Below are 15694 nucleotides of genomic sequence, written 5' to 3' on the forward strand. Positions count from 1 at the left end.
ACTCAGGCCATTTATATTTTTTTTAAAAAAACTACTAAAGTCCGTTTGCCCTTGCTGTAATTTCTGCAATATCCAGCACCTTTACTTCCTGCTCTTTATCTTTTAATTTAATGCCATCGCTCAGCATTGTCATACAGAATGGACAGCCCGCTGCAATTACCTGTGGGTTGGTTTCAAGTGCCTCATCAATACGCTCAACATTGATGTCTTTATTTCCTTTTTCAGGTTCTTTAAACATCTGTGCACCGCCAGCGCCGCAGCATAAGCCATTGCTTTTGCAGCGTTTCATTTCTACCAGCTGGGCATCTAAAACCTCCAATGCTTTTCTTGGGGCTTCGTAAATTCCGTTTCCGCGGCCTAAATAACAAGGATCGTGATAAGTGATTTTTTTGCCTTTAAAACTCTCGCCACCTTCAGCTTTTAACTTACCCTCATTAATCAAGTCCTGGATTAATTGGGTATGATGGATAACCTCGTAAGTGCCGCCCAAACCCGGATATTCGTTTTTAATGGTATTGAAACAATGCGGACAGCCGGTTACGATTTTTTTAATGTTGTAAGCATTCAAAACTTCGATATTGGTCATGGCCTGCATCTGGAAAAGAAACTCATTCCCAGCACGCTTGGCCGGATCGCCGGTACAGCTTTCTTCGGTTCCCAATACCGCATATTTTATACCTACATGATGTAAGATTTTGCAGATGTCGCGGGTGATTTTCTGTGCCCTTTCATCGTAACTTCCTGCACATCCAACCCAAAATAATATTTCCGGTTCTTCACCTGCGGCCATTAGTTCGGCCATTGTAGGGACTTTAAATTCCATTTTTATCGATGTTGTTGGTTAATCGTTTAAATCGTTTAACTGGTTAATTGTATTGTTGAATTGCTCAATTGTTTTCAAGTCGTCCGACTTAGGACTTACGACTCGTGACTAAAGACTAAGAACCTTCTGCCCAGTTAAAACGATCGGCTGGCGAGTATTTCCAGGGTGCCTGGTTATTTTCTATATTTCCCAGCATCGCATTAATGCTTCCCGGGGCCTGCGATTCTTCCATTACAGCAAAACGGCGTAATTCCATGATAATCTGTAAAGGATCGATATTTACAGGGCAGGCTTCTACGCAGGCATTACAGCTGGTACAGGCCCAAATTTCTTCCCTGGTGATATAATCGTCTAATAAAGCTTTTCCATCCTGATGTTCTGCGCCGTGTTTATCAATGTTTTGCCCCACCTCGGTAATGCGGTCGCGGGTATCCATCATGATTTTCCGTGGCGACAGCAGTTTACCTGTAATATTTGCCGGACATACCGAAGTACAACGTCCACATTCGGTGCAGGTATAGGCATTCATCAGGTTTACCCAGCTTAAATCGGTCACATCTTTTGCGCCAAATTTACCAGGTTCGGTTTCAGCCGGAACAAATGAAGGATCAAGCATCGCTTTTACCTCATTGGTAACCGAAGCCATGTTGGTAAATTCGCCCTTAGGCTCCAGGTTGGAGAAATAAGTGTTTGGAAAGGCAAAAAGAATGTGAAAATGTTTTGAATAAGGCAGGTAGTTTAAAAAAGCCAGAATTCCGATAATATGGAACCACCAGCAGCTTCGCTCCACTATAACCAATGCACTTTCGGTTGAAGGAAGGATGTTCATTAAATACTGGCTCACCGGAAAAGCACCTGCATTAACATAATGGCTCGCGCCTAACAACTGGAGTTTAGCATCTGCTGCATTCATGAGCAGAAAAGCACTCATTAATAAAATTTCGGTAATCAGGATATAATTGGCATCTGATTTTGGCCAGCTTTTCATCTCTACACCACTGAAGCGTTTAAGCTTAAGGATATTTCTGCGGACCAGGAAAATGGCGCAGGAAACCCAAACGGTAAAGGCCAGGATTTCGAAAGAACCAATCAGAAAATTATAAAGTCCTCCTAAACCGTTAAAAATACGGTGGGTGCCGAATAATCCATCGATCATAATTTCGAGTACTTCGATGTTGATGATCACAAAGCCGATATAAACGAAAAAATGCAAAAAAGCCGGGATAGGACGGACCACCATTTTGGATTGACCAAATGCTACGCGGAGCATGGTCATTAATCTCTTTTGGGGCTGATCTTTGCGATCGACCGCTTTTCCTAACCGGATATTGCGAATTATTTTACGCAGGTTAACTGTAAACAGCGCAATTGCTGCAAGTGTAAGTACTAGAAAGAGGATCTGTGCCACCATGCAATATTAGATTGTTTACGCTAAATTAGGATATTAATATTTAAAATTTACTATGCATGCATAAAAAAAATAATAAAATTGTTTGTTTGTACTCATTCTAAGCAAGAATTAAGGTTAATTTATGGATTGATGAAAAATTAATTAATTGATAATCAGAGTGGCGCTGAAATATTTGAAAAAAAGTTTTGCTTTTGAAAAAAGAACACTACATTTGCAATCCCAAACGGATGGTGCCATAGCTCAGTCGGTAGAGCAAAGGACTGAAAATCCTTGTGTCCCTGGTTCGAATCCAGGTGGCACCACTTCCAAAAGCCTTTCAGAAATGAGAGGCTTTTTTGGTTTTATGGTCTTTTTATTGAAATTATTCAGCTTTTCGATAAATAATGTTAGTCCCATTATTTTTGTTTTTTAATTCCCTCAGTCAACTGAACGCATTTCAGTTCTGCCTCTTTGTTAAATCCGATATTAAATAAAATTTAAAATATTTTTTACCTGCATCTTCTTGCTTATCAAAAAGATGAGGTTTTAAGGTACTATTTTGACGAAAAAAACTGAAATGCTTTTTTGGAATTGAGAAAAAGAACACTACATTTGCAATCCCAAACGGATGGTGCCATAGCTCAGTCGGTAGAGCAAAGGACTGAAAATCCTTGTGTCCCTGGTTCGAATCCAGGTGGCACCACTTCCAAAAGCCTTTCAGAAATGAGAGGCTTTTTTGGTTAACAGGCTTTTCCTTCGCAGCATAATCAGGTATATAGAATTTTGTACCCGAACGGTTATATTTATATTGTTTTTAGGTTTAATTGTACCCTAAAGGGTATAAAAATATTATTTATTTTGTATATTGTACCCGAAAGGGTATTATAATATGGATCCAATAGTAATGTTTATAAAAGCATCAAGAAAGAAAAAAGGATTATCACAAGAAGATCTGGCGTTTAAAGCTGGGGTTGGAATTCGTTTTCTCCGAGAATTAGAGAGAGGTAAAACGACTGTTCAACTGGATAAGGTAAACGATGTATTGAGCATGTTCGGCAAACAGTTAGGCGTTATAGATAAAGGAGCAGGGGATGGCGAATAAGGCCAGGGTTTTTTACGGAGAACGGCTAGCGGGGTATCTGGAAAGGAATGATCAGGGTTATAGCTACGCCTACGATAAAACCTACCTGAAAAGTAGTGATTCAAAACCGATAAGTCAAACTTTGCCTTTAAGCAAATATCCTTACAACAGCCGTGTGCTTTTTTCTTTTTTTGATGGTTTGATACCAGAAGGCTGGCTTTTAAATTTTGCGACCAAGCATTGGAAAATTAAGGGAACAGACCGGTTCGAATTATTGATTACACTTTGTAGAGATACTATAGGGGCAGTAACGGTATTGCCAGTGGAGGAAGAAAATGGCTAATTGCTTTTTTTGCTATAAAATTGTGGAAGAAACACAGGGTTATCATGCGTCCTGTTGTAAAAAAATCTTTGGTACGGATGAGTTACCGGAATTAAAACTCGATCAGCAACTGCTTGATGACTTAGCAAACGAAACCGTTAATAAAAGAATTGCAGTTACTGGGGTTCAGCCTAAATTGTCGCTTGATATTGAAAATGTAGGTAAAAGTAAAAGGTTAACTATAGTTGGACTTTTGGGAAAATACATCTTAAAACCCCAAAATGCGGCAATTGCGTTTATGCCTGAGGTAGAAGACTTAACGATGCACCTGGCTGATCTATTCAAAATAAATACCTGTAAACATGCACTGATACCAGTATCAGATGGTACTTGGGCTTATATAGCTAAACGGTTTGATAGGATCGGGAAAATAAAAGTACACATGGAAGACTTTTGTCAGCTTAGTGGTTTTCAAACAGAACAGAAATATGATAGTTCTTACGAACGCTGTGGTAAATTAATCGATCTATATTGTACCAATAAGGGATTAGACATTTATAATTATTTTGAAATTCTTGTTTTCTCTTTTTTAAGTGGTAACAATGATATGCACATGAAAAATTTTTCTATTCTTTATTCGGGTAATGAAATCAATCTTTCTCCTGCTTATGATCTGATCAATAGTACATTGGTATTTCCTGCCGACAAAGAAGAAATGGCCCTGCTTTTAAGTGGCCGTAAAACAAATCTTAAATTAAGAGATTTTGAAAACCTGGCAAGGTCGCTTGGAATCGGAACTAAGGTATTTGAAAGGGTGATTAATAAATTTACGGCTAAAACAGATCTAGTATTCAGTTTGATAAACAGATCCTTTTTGCCCGCAACATTTAAAATAGAATATAAAAAGATCTGGACGGAAAGAGTTGCCCGGTTAATGACTTCTTAAACTTTAAGATCAATAAAAAATCCTGATGAGAGGCTTTTTGTATTCTCAAAGAAACTTAGTTAAGTTTCCACATGCTCATCAGGATTTTCTGCTATCTCCTTTACTTTATCCAGGGCTTTTGGCCAGGTTTTTTCGAAATAGTCAAGCCATTCTTCAGTAATGTCCATGTCGATCAGCAGGTCCGTTTTACCATCTTTTTCAGTTAAGGTATAATTCTCCAGCGATTCGCCCCAATCGTGTAGGGTTTCCTTGCCATCCATTATTTGACCAATGTGTTTGATGGACATATATTGGCTGGGAATATTTTCATTGATCACTGCAATCATTCCATCTCCTTTGCCATCATGAAAAACTGCTTTGCTTCCTTTTTTCCAATCGGTTTTTACCTGCGAACCTTCCGCAAAAACAGCAGTCCATTTAGGATAGCTTTTTAAACCAAAAAGTACATCCCATACTTTTGCTGCTGAGGCATCAATGGTGATTTTAAATTCAATCTTTTTCATGATTTTTGATTTTATGATTTGGTTTTTTTAATTCTCCATTAGCTTTATCCAGGCGTTAACGGCCTTTTTTAATCCATCGGCATGCTGATCTACATCTGCCATGTTGTAAAATTTAGCATAAGCTTTTCCTTTAGTCTGTTCTTCCAAAAAACCGAAATCATCGTTTAATAATGAAGCTTTATGGAAAACAACCACTACATAGTTTTTAATTTTCGGATTTATTGTAGCCATATCTTCCTTAAATTTAAAACTTGGACCTCCCCATTTAATACCACTTTCAATTTTCGGGCTGGCAGTAGTAATAATGGCAATTACTTTTTCCATTTCTTTTTTAAAGGATGATCTAATTGATCCATGAATGTATTTACTTCGGTAATGCTCATCGTCTGAAATTTATAATAACAAATTTGCAAACTAAGCAGCTATTGAATACGGTGCAAAGGCGACAATTTTAGGGGGCAGACAGAAAAATTATTTTTAGCATTATTTAACATAATTATCTTAAAATAAAGCAATTTAATCGATAGATTTACGTAGTTGGACGGTACATCTGCCTGTGCGTGCAATATTTTGATTTAAATTGAGTTGATTGGTGAATAAAGTTTATTTGCGGACAACTTAATCGTCAGCCAACACGTATATATAAAACATAATGCGACAAAAAACCTATGAGAAATAACAGACTTACCCACCTGATAGTGCTGGGTGTTTTAACTTTGGGAATAGTTTCGGCCTGTAAAAAAAGCAGCGTTACGCCCGATGAACCGGTTACACCAACCACACCCAGCGGAACACGTACAGAACTGACCAAGGATTCGATCTTTTTATATGCTAAAGAACTGTATTACTGGAATACTTCTTTACCGACTTACGCGGCGTTTAATCCGCGTGGATTTAGCTCCAATGAAGCGGAACTTTATGCCCTAACGCAGTATTCTACTGATCCATCAACCGGTAAACCTTACGAATATGTAAGTAATTCTACCGATCCAAAATATTCATTTTTTGATTACACTGCTGCTACCACAGGAAAAACAGGCGCTTTAAAGGCTGATGTTAATGGCTCGGCTAACGATTATGGGTTTTCGGTAAGGTACAATACCACCGAAGATTTAAGGGTGAAATATGTTTACCCTAATTCGCCTGCCGCACAGCAGGGTTTAACACGCGGCTGCCGGGTAACCAGTGTAAACGGTAGAACAAATTTAACCTATAACAGCACCAATATTGATTTTTTAAACAGCGCCATTTTTGGAACCAATCCAAGTGTAACCCTGGCTTTTAATGATATTAACGGCAATCCGAAAACGGCTGTCATAGTCAGCACTGTTTATACCGTTAATCCTATTTTATTTACCAATGTTTATACTGTTGGGGCCAAAAAGGTAGGTTATATTGTTTTTAACAGTTTCACTAATAATGCTTCTGCAGCTTTAAATGCGGCTTTCTCTAATTTTGCTACACAAGGGGTAACCGAACTGGTTGTTGATTTACGTTACAATGGCGGTGGTTATGTATCTACAGCAACACAGATTATCAACCTGGCCGCTCCGGCAGCACAAACCGGCAATACCATGTTTACCTCTTATTATAACAGTTATTTACAATCGATTACTACCGCGCAACGGAAGGCTTCGGTATTGGCGCATCAGCCACTGCTGGATGATGCCGGAAAACTACAAACCTATACCTCTGGAGTAAACGGAAAATATGCTACTTATGCCGATTTAGATTATACGCCTACTGCTTCAGATAATATTGAAAAATTTGCTAAATCGGGTTCATTGGCATTAAGCAGGATTTATTTTCTGGTTAGCGGATCAACAGCATCGGCAAGTGAGCTCACCATTAACAGCTTAATACCAGTAATGGATGTAAAGCTGATCGGTACTACTACTTATGGCAAGCCGGTTGGTTTTTTTCCAATCAGGATTGATAAAGTGGACATGTATATTCCCGAATTTGAAACTAAAAATCAAAAGGGTGTAGGTGGTTATTATTCAGGTTTAACTGTTGATAAACAATCGGAGGAGGATTTAACGAAAGCCTTTGGAGATGAAACAGAAACGCTGCTGGCCTATGCATTGGCTTACGCAAAATCGGGCACTTTTGTAATTCCGGCGGCAAAAACGTCAAGTTTAAGTACCTCAAAGGTGCCTACAGCGGCAAAATTGTCGAGTGCGGAACAGAAACTGGTTGACGAGCGTTTGGATCAGAATGGATTTAAGGGCATGGTGATGACTCCAGGTAGAAAGTTTTAATAAATATATTAAATAAAGAAGCCCGATCAGTAAAATATGCTGATCGGGCTTCCTGGTTTATTGGAGATTGTAAATACTTGGTTCTTAAGCAGGATTTTACATTTAATCCTGATTTTAAGAAATTATTACAATAATATTTTACTGCTAATGTCTTTATTGATGGTAATATAACCCGGGTATTTAACCGGTGTATTGCCCAGCATAAAGGTTGGTTTTATTTTAATGGTTAATAATCCCAGTTTTTCATCTTTAGAAGAAGATCCTTTTTGAGCGGCTTTAATAATGTCATTAAAAACATTTCCGTTTGATATTAGTCCGTAAATATTGCTCACCAGTTGTACAGGAACGGTTACGGTTTGACCCTGCGCAATGCTTACATTCTGGTTAACCAAACCTTCTGCTAAATCGGTATTATTTACCAAAATCTTATATTCGAACTGATTGATGGCGGCCAAACTGCTTGATGGATTGGTGATTTCTAAGTTCAGATTAGCCCTTAACGGGATATCTTTCCTTAATAAGCCCAAAGCCACACCTGGTAAACTGGTTAAGCTAAAACTCTGCTGATCCATTAGTTTTTTTACGTCTGTGCCTGCAATAGAGATATTTTGTACATTGGTAATTTTATAAGTGCAATTTTCGAGTGCCTTTATCTGTTGCGCCTGTTTGTTTATACCACAACCAAATATAGTTGTAATGGTAAGCAGGCAAATCATTAGTATGTTTTTCATGTTAATCATAACGCCAAAATACTAAAACTATTTCAGCTGTGCGGTTGCTTTAACTAAAATTAACTCAGTGTTATGGTGTAACAGTTTCTATTCCATCCTGATGATCTCCACCTTTATCTTTTTCGTCGTCAACGTCTCCTTTGGTATGCTCACTTTTATTTTCTTCGACATGATCTTCAGTCTTAACTTCTTTTTCTGTTGAAGGTGTTACCGTTTCTATGTCCAGTTGTACATCATCATTAGGTTTTGGATGGTTACCTGTATTTTCCTTTGGTGTTTTTTCTTGCTTGTTTTCCATAGTATAAATCTGTTTATTATAATAAATCAATTTTAAGGGCATTTTGTTTGTTATTTTTTATAAAGCAGCTGTCTCATTTTTTACCTTTACAATAGACATAAATGATATGGCCGTCACCGTTAGAAAGATAACAGCAGCAGATAATAAAGCAACAGCAGAGATGATCAGAACGATTTTAAGGGAATTTAAGATCGACAAACCCGGTACGGTTTACACCGACCCAACAACTGATGATTTATCTACACTTTTTGAGCATACGGGATCGGCTTACTGGCTTGCAGAAGAAAACGCAGAGATTATTGGCGGCTGCGGCATTTATCCAACCGAAGGCTTGCCTGATGGCTGTGTAGAACTCGTAAAACTATACACCTCTGCAGCATCGCGGGGAAAGGGTATTGGTAAGTTATTAATGGAAAAAAGCATCGAATCCGCACAACACTTTGGCTATAACGAGGTGTACTTAGAATCGTTCCCCGAACTTACCACGGCTATTTCTATGTATGAAAAAGCAGGATTTAGAAAACTTTCAGCTCCATTGGGTAATTCAGGACATTTCGCCTGTAATGTTTGGATGTTACTAGTATTGTAGCCGATTGGAAAATGAAATTTAATCGCAACGTAAGTTTAGTGTAGCTTAAACGTCATATCAACTGTAGTCATCCAAACTTGGCACGAATAAGGATATTTTTGTAGCATAGATTTTATCCCTTTATTTTATGGCTGATCATTCATTAAAAAATATACCTTATTCTGTACTCGATCTCGCAACTGTTTTAGACGGTTATACCGCAGCTGATACCTTCAAAACAAGTCTGGATTTAGCCCAGCAATCTGAAGATTTAGGTTATACCCGTTATTGGTTTGCAGAGCATCATAATATGGCTGGTGTGGCCAGTTCCGCTACTGCTATACTCATTGGTTATATTGCTGGTGGCACAAAAAGCATCCGTGTAGGTTCTGGTGGTATTATGTTGCCCAATCATGCGCCTTTAATTGTGGCAGAGCAATTTGGTACTTTGGCTTCACTTTACCCTAACCGTATAGATTTGGGCTTGGGCAGGGCACCGGGCACCGATCAGGTTACGGCAATGGCCATCCGTGGTGAAAATTTTAATGCAGCACATCACTTTCCAAAGGATATAGAAAAGTTGCAACAGCTTTTTTCGGCTTCCAATAGCCGGGCAAGTGTAAGGGCTATTCCGGGTGAAGGACTGGATATTCCGATCTGGGTTTTAGGCTCTAGTACCGATAGCGCCCGTTTAGCGGCAGAGAAAGGATTGCCTTATGCTTTTGCAAGTCATTTCGCACCAACTTATTTCGAACAGGCCATTTCCATTTACCGGAATAACTTTAAACCATCGGCATTTTTGAAAGAGCCTTATGTAATGGCTTGTGTAAATGTGGTGGCTGCCGATACCGATGAAGAAGCAGAACGTTTATCGAGTTCGGTGAAACGCATGTTCTTGGGTGTAATTACGGGCAAAAGGGAGTTGTTAAAACCCGCGATAGATGATATTAATCAGTATTGGGACCGTATGGAAAAAGAGGCGGTAGAACAGATGTTGTATTATTCTTTTATAGGAAGTGGAGAAACCATTAAAGAAAATTTAACCGCTTTTGTTAATACTTATGGTGTTAATGAGATTATGAGCACTTCACATATTTATGATCATCAGGCAAAATTGCATTCTAATAAAATTTTTGCGGGGCTGTTTGATTAAAAGATAAGTCTTCATTACTGATACAATTAACCAATTTGTCGTCATTTCGAGCGGACCCGATAGCTATCGGGTGAAACGGAGTCGAGATGACGATTTTTTTTTGTTCCCGCAGATATTGCTGATTAACGCAGAATCGCGTCCGTTTTCCATCTTACATTTTCCATCATTAACCAAAGCGTTCACAGAGAGACACAGCGTGCTTGCAGTTAAGTTCTGAAGCAATCCTCTTAAATCTGCGGGAAACAGATCACGTAATTTTTTCGCAGATATCGCTGATGCGCGCAGAATCGCGTCCGTTTTTCCATCTTACATTTTCCATTATTAACCAAAGCGTTCACAGAAGGACACAACGTGCTTGCAGTTAAGTTCTGAGGCAATCTTCTTAAATCTGCGGGAAACAGATCGCCTAATTTTCTCTCAGATATCGCTGATGCGCGCGGAATCGCGTCTGTTTTCCATCTTACATTTTCCATCAATCACGTTACTTGTCATCTACTCTTTAAGATTTATTAATATTAAGGGAATATTGGACTGCTAGCTTTGCTGCGAAAAATCGGCATCCTTTGAGCGAAACTTTACTTTCATCTTTACAGCGCGGAAGCCATCAGGCAATGGAAGAAATCTACCAGATTTATTGGGAGGGTATTTTTGATGCTGCACTAAGAAAAACAGGTGATGAAGCCCTAGCACAGGATATTACCCAGGAGATTTTCATTTCACTTTGGGAAAACCATAAAACGATTAACCTTTCCGGAAGCCTTGGCGCTTATCTGCATGGTGCTGTAAAATATAAAGTGATCAATTATTTCAGGTCGGGCAGTCTTAAAGAGCAGCACCAACCTGCACTTACGGCATTGATGGATGAGCAACACAGCGCTGCTGCAGATGATAAACTCCTGTTAAAGGAACTCCACCTCGAAGTAGATGCCGCCATTGCACTCTTGCCAGAAAAAATGCAGCAGGTTTTCTCCATGAGCAGAAAGCAGGAAAAATCCATCAAAGAAATTGCTTCTGAGCTGGATATTTCTGTCCAAACGGTGAAAAACCAGATTTCTGCTGCTTTAAAATTACTCAAAAAAAGTCTTTCCTACATCCTGTTAATTGCCACTTTAATCGGCTTAACATAAAGTTAATCTATAGATAACATTTTTGGTTAGTACCTCTTTGCTTTTGAACTGACATGTATTTAAATGACAGAAAAACAGGCAAAGGAGCTGCTGCAGAAATATCTCGATCAGCAGGCTAGTCCCGAAGAACAAAAAAAAGTTGAAGAGTGGTATGCCACACTCGAGGCAAAAGATGTGGTTGTACCTGCCGATCAAAAAGCTGCGATAGGAGCACAAATGTTTGTTCAGCTAAAGGCGGCGATGAACGAAAAACCTAAGCACAATAAGATACTAAAGCTTCAAACTTTTTATAAGGTAGCCGCTGCGGTGCTGATTGTGTTTACCATCGGACTAACGGTATGGAAAATCAACCGTCCGGTTAAATCTGTCGAAAATCAGGTTACTGTAATTACCGGAGCAACAGAACAGAAGCGCATTACCTTATCTGATGGTTCGGTGGTATTGCTTGGCCCGGCTGCGAAATTGAGCTATCCTAAAGTATTTGCATCAAACAGTCGCCAGATAGCACTAAAAGAGGGTGAAGCTTTTTTTGATATTGCCCATCAGGAAAAACGACCATTTACGGTACATACTACTTCCGGCATCGATATTAAAGTTTTGGGAACTTCTTTCAAGGTTAAATCTTACCAGGCCAGTAAGCAGCTCGAAGTTGCTGTAGTAACGGGTAAAGTTGCGGTGAGCAATCAAAAAGGCAACCTGGGTACACTGGTAAAGGATGAGTTTTTAACTTATGATAAAAGTGCCGGGCGTGCTGCCATCCGCAAAATTAAACCTGTGGCTTTTATTGAATTCGCTTTTGATGGCGCAACGCTCGATCAGGTTATTAACAAACTCCAATATGCCTACAGCATTAAAATTGTGCTGAGCGACAGCACTTTGGCTAAACTTAAAACTACTGCTTCTTTCAGTAGCAAACAATCGCCCGAAGAGATTCTGGATATCATCTGCAGTCTGCATCACCTCAAGTTTAACGGATCAAAAAATCATAAAACATTTAATATATACAAATGAGATAAGGATATGATATAGAAGTTATCTACGGTACCGGTCAGACTGGTCGCCGCAATCTTTCTTTCTGGCCTTAAGGTCAGCATAATTAAAGCTTTACAAAAAATAAAATCAAACAAATTAAGCAATGAAAACAACCTCCGCTAAGAGGACACCAGCTCTTTATAAGATCATGAAATACTCATGTTTAACATTTACAATCCTCTGCATTTTTTGCAGTTCTATCCTTGCTTCTGCAGGTATGGCGCAAAAGTTAGAGAAAACTACGGTTAGCATTACGATAAATAAAGGCCGTAAGATGACCGAGATCATCAAAGAAATAGAATCCCGTACCGGACTTAGTTTTGTGTACAACCCCGATCAGTTACAACAAAAAAATATGTTTGTAAGTGGCGATTTCACCACAGAGCCGGTAAGATCACTTTTAGACAGACTTGGTTTGCAGGTTCTGGAAAAAGGCGGATATGTAATTTTAAACAATGCCGTAATGAACAAACCAGACCGCGTTATTACAGGGATAGTTAAAGACACTACGGGCTTGGTACTTCCGGGCGTTTCGGTAAAAGTATTGGGCACACAAAGTGGTACCATTACCGATGGCAACGGTGCTTACCGCATTGAAGTGGGTGCCGATGCCGTGCTTTCCTTCTCGATGATCGGTTATCAGACCAAAGAAGCAAAAGTAGGCGAGAACCAGGTGATTAATATGGTTTTAAAAGAAGAACGTTCCATGCTTGCTGATGTAGTGGTTGTGGGTTACGGAACGCAGAAAAAAGAAACCTTAACCGGGGCAATCAGCATTGTGGGGATGGATAAACTTTCTTCGCGTTCGTTAAACAGCGTGGGTGAGGTACTAGCTGGAAAAGCCCCTGGTGTAATTGTAACCAATGAAGGTGGCGATCCAACTTCTGCACCACGCATCAATATCCGCGGCTCAGGCGGTCTTAATGGAGAAAGTGTGCTGTACGTAATCGACGGATCAATTTTTTCAGGTACGCCACAGCTTAACCCTAACGATATCGAATCCATTTCGGTGCTAAAAGATGGATCGGCAGCGATTTATGGAGCGAGAGCTTCGGGAGGTGTAATATTAATTACCACCAAAAAAGGCAAAAGCGGCAAAATGCAGATCAGTTTTGATGCTAAAGTTGGGCAACAGAGCGCATGGAAAAAACTAGAATCCCTAAATGCACAGCAACGTTCGCAGGTGGCAGCAACAGCGGCCAAAAATGGGGGAACTACGATTTTGCCATCCTTTGATGCCGCAAAATACCCTGACGGACAGATTACGCGCACCAACTGGATGGATGAAGTGTTTAGAGATGGGTTATTACAGGATTACAATGCTGCTATAAACGGCGGTAGCGAGAAATCGAATTATTACCTAAGTTTCAACTACCGTAATGCGGAAGGTATTGTATTAAATACCAAAACCAAACGTTACAATTTCAGGATTAATACCGAACACGAGGTTACCAATTGGTTAAAGGTTGGCGAAAACCTATCGTATAGCAGCACCAACGGAAACGGTGCCAACACCAGCAGCGATTATACAGGTGCTTTACTTTCTGCAATTTATTACCCAACAAATGGTACAGCTTATAATGCCGATGGCAGTTTTGCCGGTTTGCCAGGCCCATATCCCGGAGATTATGGAGATATTGTTAACCCTGTTGCTGAGTTGAAGCGTATCGATATCAGTAACCCAATAAATGTGCTGGTAATTAATCCTTACGCCAATATTAAACTCGCCAAAGGTTTAACCTTTAGGTCTAACTTAAGCATCACCAAAACAGATGCTTCATTTAAAAGCTTTACCCCTAAAAGACCTGAGGTAGGAAAACCAGTATTAAGCAATAGTTTGCAGGAAAGTAGTAACCGTAATAATGATTTCCTAACAGAGCAGGTAATAAATTACAAAACCACCTTTGGCAACCATCAGCTCGATGTTACAGGCGGTTATTCGTTTCAAAAAACACAATACAGAAGTTTATTTGCATCGGGATCTGGTTTTGATGATGAATCTCCACAGTACAGGTATTTAATGAATGCCACAGTTATACAGCCTTCTTCGAGCACTTATGTTGCACAGGCGCTTTCTTCATTGTTTCTGAGGGCGAACTACAACTATCGCGAAAAATATCTGGTATCGTTAATCGGTCGTCGTGATGGATCATCGTTACTCACCAAAAATAACAGGACCAGGAATTATGGTTCGGCTTCAGTTGGATGGGTGATGAGCAAAGAAGATTTTCTTAAAGATGTAAGTTGGTTAAATGAACTGAAATTAAGGGGCAGTTATGGCTTTTTGGGTAATTTAGCTTCACTAACTACCGATGCGGTTAATCCATTATTAACGCCTACGCAAAGTTATTTTGGGCAAACACCTACTTTGCAGAATGGTTATGTACAAAACGTTTTGGCCAATCCTAATATCGCATGGGCAGAATCAAAACAAACCAACGTTGGTGTTGATGTAGCAGTACTGGGACGGATAAATCTTTCTGCAGATTATTTTATCAAAGAAATCGATAAAATGATCCTAACCAGAACATTGCCCGGAACGGCAGGTTTAAATACTCAAATTATTAATGCAGGTAAGGTAAAAGATAAAGGCATTGAGTTAGGGTTAACTTACAACAGTGATAAAAATGCAGCTTTCACTTACTCGGTAAACGCTACTTTAACTAAAATAAACAACAAAATAGAAGAACTTATACCAGGTATAGAAAACCAGGTTGTGTCTACCAATTTCCGGAATGAGGTTGCTCCCCTTACCAATAGGGTTGGGCAATCGCTATACAGCTATTATGTGTTGAAAACTGATGGTATTTTCCAGAGTCAGGCAGAAGCTGATAACTACAAAAATGCGAAAGGAACCAAGATTCAGCCGAATGCAAAAGCAGGCGATTTTAAATTTGTAGATATCAATGGTGATGGATCAATTGATAGTAAAGACCGTTATTTCGCCGGAAGTGCTTACCCTGACTTCTCTTATGGATTGAGCTTTAATGCAAGTTATAAAAATTTCGACTTCAATATTTTTGCGCAAGGTGTACAGGGTAATAAATTATTTAATGCGGTAAAACGTACTACCTATAGTGCTAGTGGGCCATCTTATAACAAACTGGTCGGTATTCTTGACGCCTGGTCGCCGGAAAATCCAGGAGGCAAAGTGCCGATTATTTCGACCAGCGATGCCAACGGAAACTTTGCAGCTTCTGATTTTTATGTAGAAGATGGTTCTTACCTGCGCATCCGTAATGTAACCCTGGGTTACAGTTTGCCAAAATCTATCGCCAGTAAATTAAAAACCGGAGGAGTAAGAATTTATGCCACAGCAAACAACCTTTTTACCATTACTAAATATTCAGGCTTTGATCCGGAGATCGGAATGGACAACAACGGAGTGGATGTTGGTCGTTATCCGCAGGCACGAAGTTTTATCCTTGGTTTAAGTGTAAATCTATAATCACAACAACA

At 39.4% G+C, this 15694-nt stretch carries 15 protein-coding genes and 2 tRNA genes; 11 read left to right on the forward strand and 6 right to left on the reverse strand.

Features of this window, described 5'->3' with window-relative positions:
* Positions 1-34: 34 nt before the first annotated feature.
* The gene (locus tag H9L23_RS03405) at positions 35-823 is read right to left on the reverse strand and encodes a (Fe-S)-binding protein (protein WP_025144610.1); all 789 of its coding nucleotides are present in this window, start codon (positions 821-823) and stop codon (positions 35-37) included.
* A 115-nt stretch (positions 824-938) separates the two neighbouring features.
* Positions 939-2234, reverse strand: coding sequence for a (Fe-S)-binding protein (locus tag H9L23_RS03410; RefSeq protein WP_187593676.1), 1296 nt, complete (start codon positions 2232-2234; stop codon positions 939-941).
* A gap of 229 nt (positions 2235-2463) precedes the next feature.
* On the opposite strand from H9L23_RS03410, the gene H9L23_RS03415 reads away from it, so the two are divergent.
* The 5 genes from H9L23_RS03415 (at position 2464) to H9L23_RS03435 (ending at position 4562) form a co-directional block, all read left to right on the forward strand.
* Positions 2464-2536: transfer RNA gene (locus H9L23_RS03415), tRNA-Phe, on the forward strand.
* 307 nt (positions 2537-2843) lie between these two features.
* A tRNA-Phe gene (locus H9L23_RS03420) sits at positions 2844-2916 on the forward strand.
* Positions 2917-3102: 186 nt separating this feature from the next.
* Positions 3103-3315, forward strand: coding sequence for a helix-turn-helix transcriptional regulator (locus H9L23_RS03425; RefSeq protein WP_187593677.1), 213 nt, complete (start codon positions 3103-3105; stop codon positions 3313-3315).
* Positions 3305-3637 (forward strand): HipA N-terminal domain-containing protein, encoded by a 333-nt coding sequence (locus H9L23_RS03430; protein WP_187593678.1) that lies wholly within the window; start codon positions 3305-3307, stop codon positions 3635-3637. The genes H9L23_RS03425 and H9L23_RS03430 overlap by 11 nt, the downstream gene beginning before the upstream one ends.
* Before the next feature lie 22 nt (positions 3638-3659).
* Positions 3660-4562, forward strand: a complete 903-nt coding sequence (locus H9L23_RS03435; RefSeq protein WP_246474836.1) for a HipA domain-containing protein — start codon at positions 3660-3662, stop codon at positions 4560-4562.
* 59 nt (positions 4563-4621) lie between these two features.
* Here the strand turns inward: H9L23_RS03435 and H9L23_RS03440 are convergent, their stop codons facing one another.
* Together H9L23_RS03440 and H9L23_RS03445 are read right to left on the reverse strand one after the other, a co-directional pair.
* Entirely contained in the window at positions 4622-5065 is a 444-nt protein-coding gene (locus H9L23_RS03440) for an SRPBCC domain-containing protein (RefSeq protein WP_187593680.1), read from the reverse strand.
* A 27-nt stretch (positions 5066-5092) separates the two neighbouring features.
* Entirely contained in the window at positions 5093-5389 is a 297-nt protein-coding gene (locus H9L23_RS03445) for a DUF1801 domain-containing protein (protein WP_187593681.1), read from the reverse strand.
* Positions 5390-5733: 344 nt separating this feature from the next.
* Here H9L23_RS03445 and H9L23_RS03450 point away from each other — a divergent pair, with 344 nt between their 5' ends.
* Positions 5734-7326: a S41 family peptidase gene (locus H9L23_RS03450; protein WP_187593682.1), complete on the forward strand. Its 1593-nt coding sequence runs from the start codon at positions 5734-5736 to the stop codon at positions 7324-7326.
* A gap of 125 nt (positions 7327-7451) precedes the next feature.
* On the opposite strand, the gene H9L23_RS03455 is transcribed toward H9L23_RS03450, so the two are convergent.
* Together H9L23_RS03455 and H9L23_RS03460 are read right to left on the reverse strand one after the other, a co-directional pair.
* Entirely contained in the window at positions 7452-8057 is a 606-nt protein-coding gene (locus tag H9L23_RS03455) for a hypothetical protein (RefSeq protein WP_187593683.1), read from the reverse strand.
* 70 nt (positions 8058-8127) lie between these two features.
* Positions 8128-8355, reverse strand: a complete 228-nt coding sequence (locus H9L23_RS03460; protein WP_187593684.1) for a hypothetical protein — start codon at positions 8353-8355, stop codon at positions 8128-8130.
* A 106-nt stretch (positions 8356-8461) separates the two neighbouring features.
* Here H9L23_RS03460 and H9L23_RS03465 point away from each other — a divergent pair, with 106 nt between their 5' ends.
* The 5 genes from H9L23_RS03465 (at position 8462) to H9L23_RS03485 (ending at position 15683) form a co-directional block, all read left to right on the forward strand.
* On the forward strand, positions 8462-8944 hold the full coding sequence (locus H9L23_RS03465; RefSeq protein ID WP_187593685.1) for a GNAT family N-acetyltransferase: 483 nt from the start codon (positions 8462-8464) through the stop codon (positions 8942-8944).
* A 127-nt stretch (positions 8945-9071) separates the two neighbouring features.
* Positions 9072-10076, forward strand: a complete 1005-nt coding sequence (locus tag H9L23_RS03470) for an LLM class flavin-dependent oxidoreductase (RefSeq protein ID WP_187593686.1) — start codon at positions 9072-9074, stop codon at positions 10074-10076.
* 563 nt (positions 10077-10639) lie between these two features.
* Positions 10640-11203: an RNA polymerase sigma factor gene (locus tag H9L23_RS03475; protein ID WP_187593687.1), complete on the forward strand. Its 564-nt coding sequence runs from the start codon at positions 10640-10642 to the stop codon at positions 11201-11203.
* A gap of 63 nt (positions 11204-11266) precedes the next feature.
* Entirely contained in the window at positions 11267-12214 is a 948-nt protein-coding gene (locus H9L23_RS03480) for a FecR family protein (protein ID WP_187593688.1), read from the forward strand.
* Between the two features lie 124 nt (positions 12215-12338).
* Positions 12339-15683: a SusC/RagA family TonB-linked outer membrane protein gene (locus H9L23_RS03485; RefSeq protein ID WP_246474837.1), complete on the forward strand. Its 3345-nt coding sequence runs from the start codon at positions 12339-12341 to the stop codon at positions 15681-15683.
* Positions 15684-15694: the final 11 nt, after the last annotated feature.

This window comes from Pedobacter roseus (assembly GCF_014395225.1).
Classification (GTDB): domain Bacteria; phylum Bacteroidota; class Bacteroidia; order Sphingobacteriales; family Sphingobacteriaceae; genus Pedobacter; species Pedobacter roseus.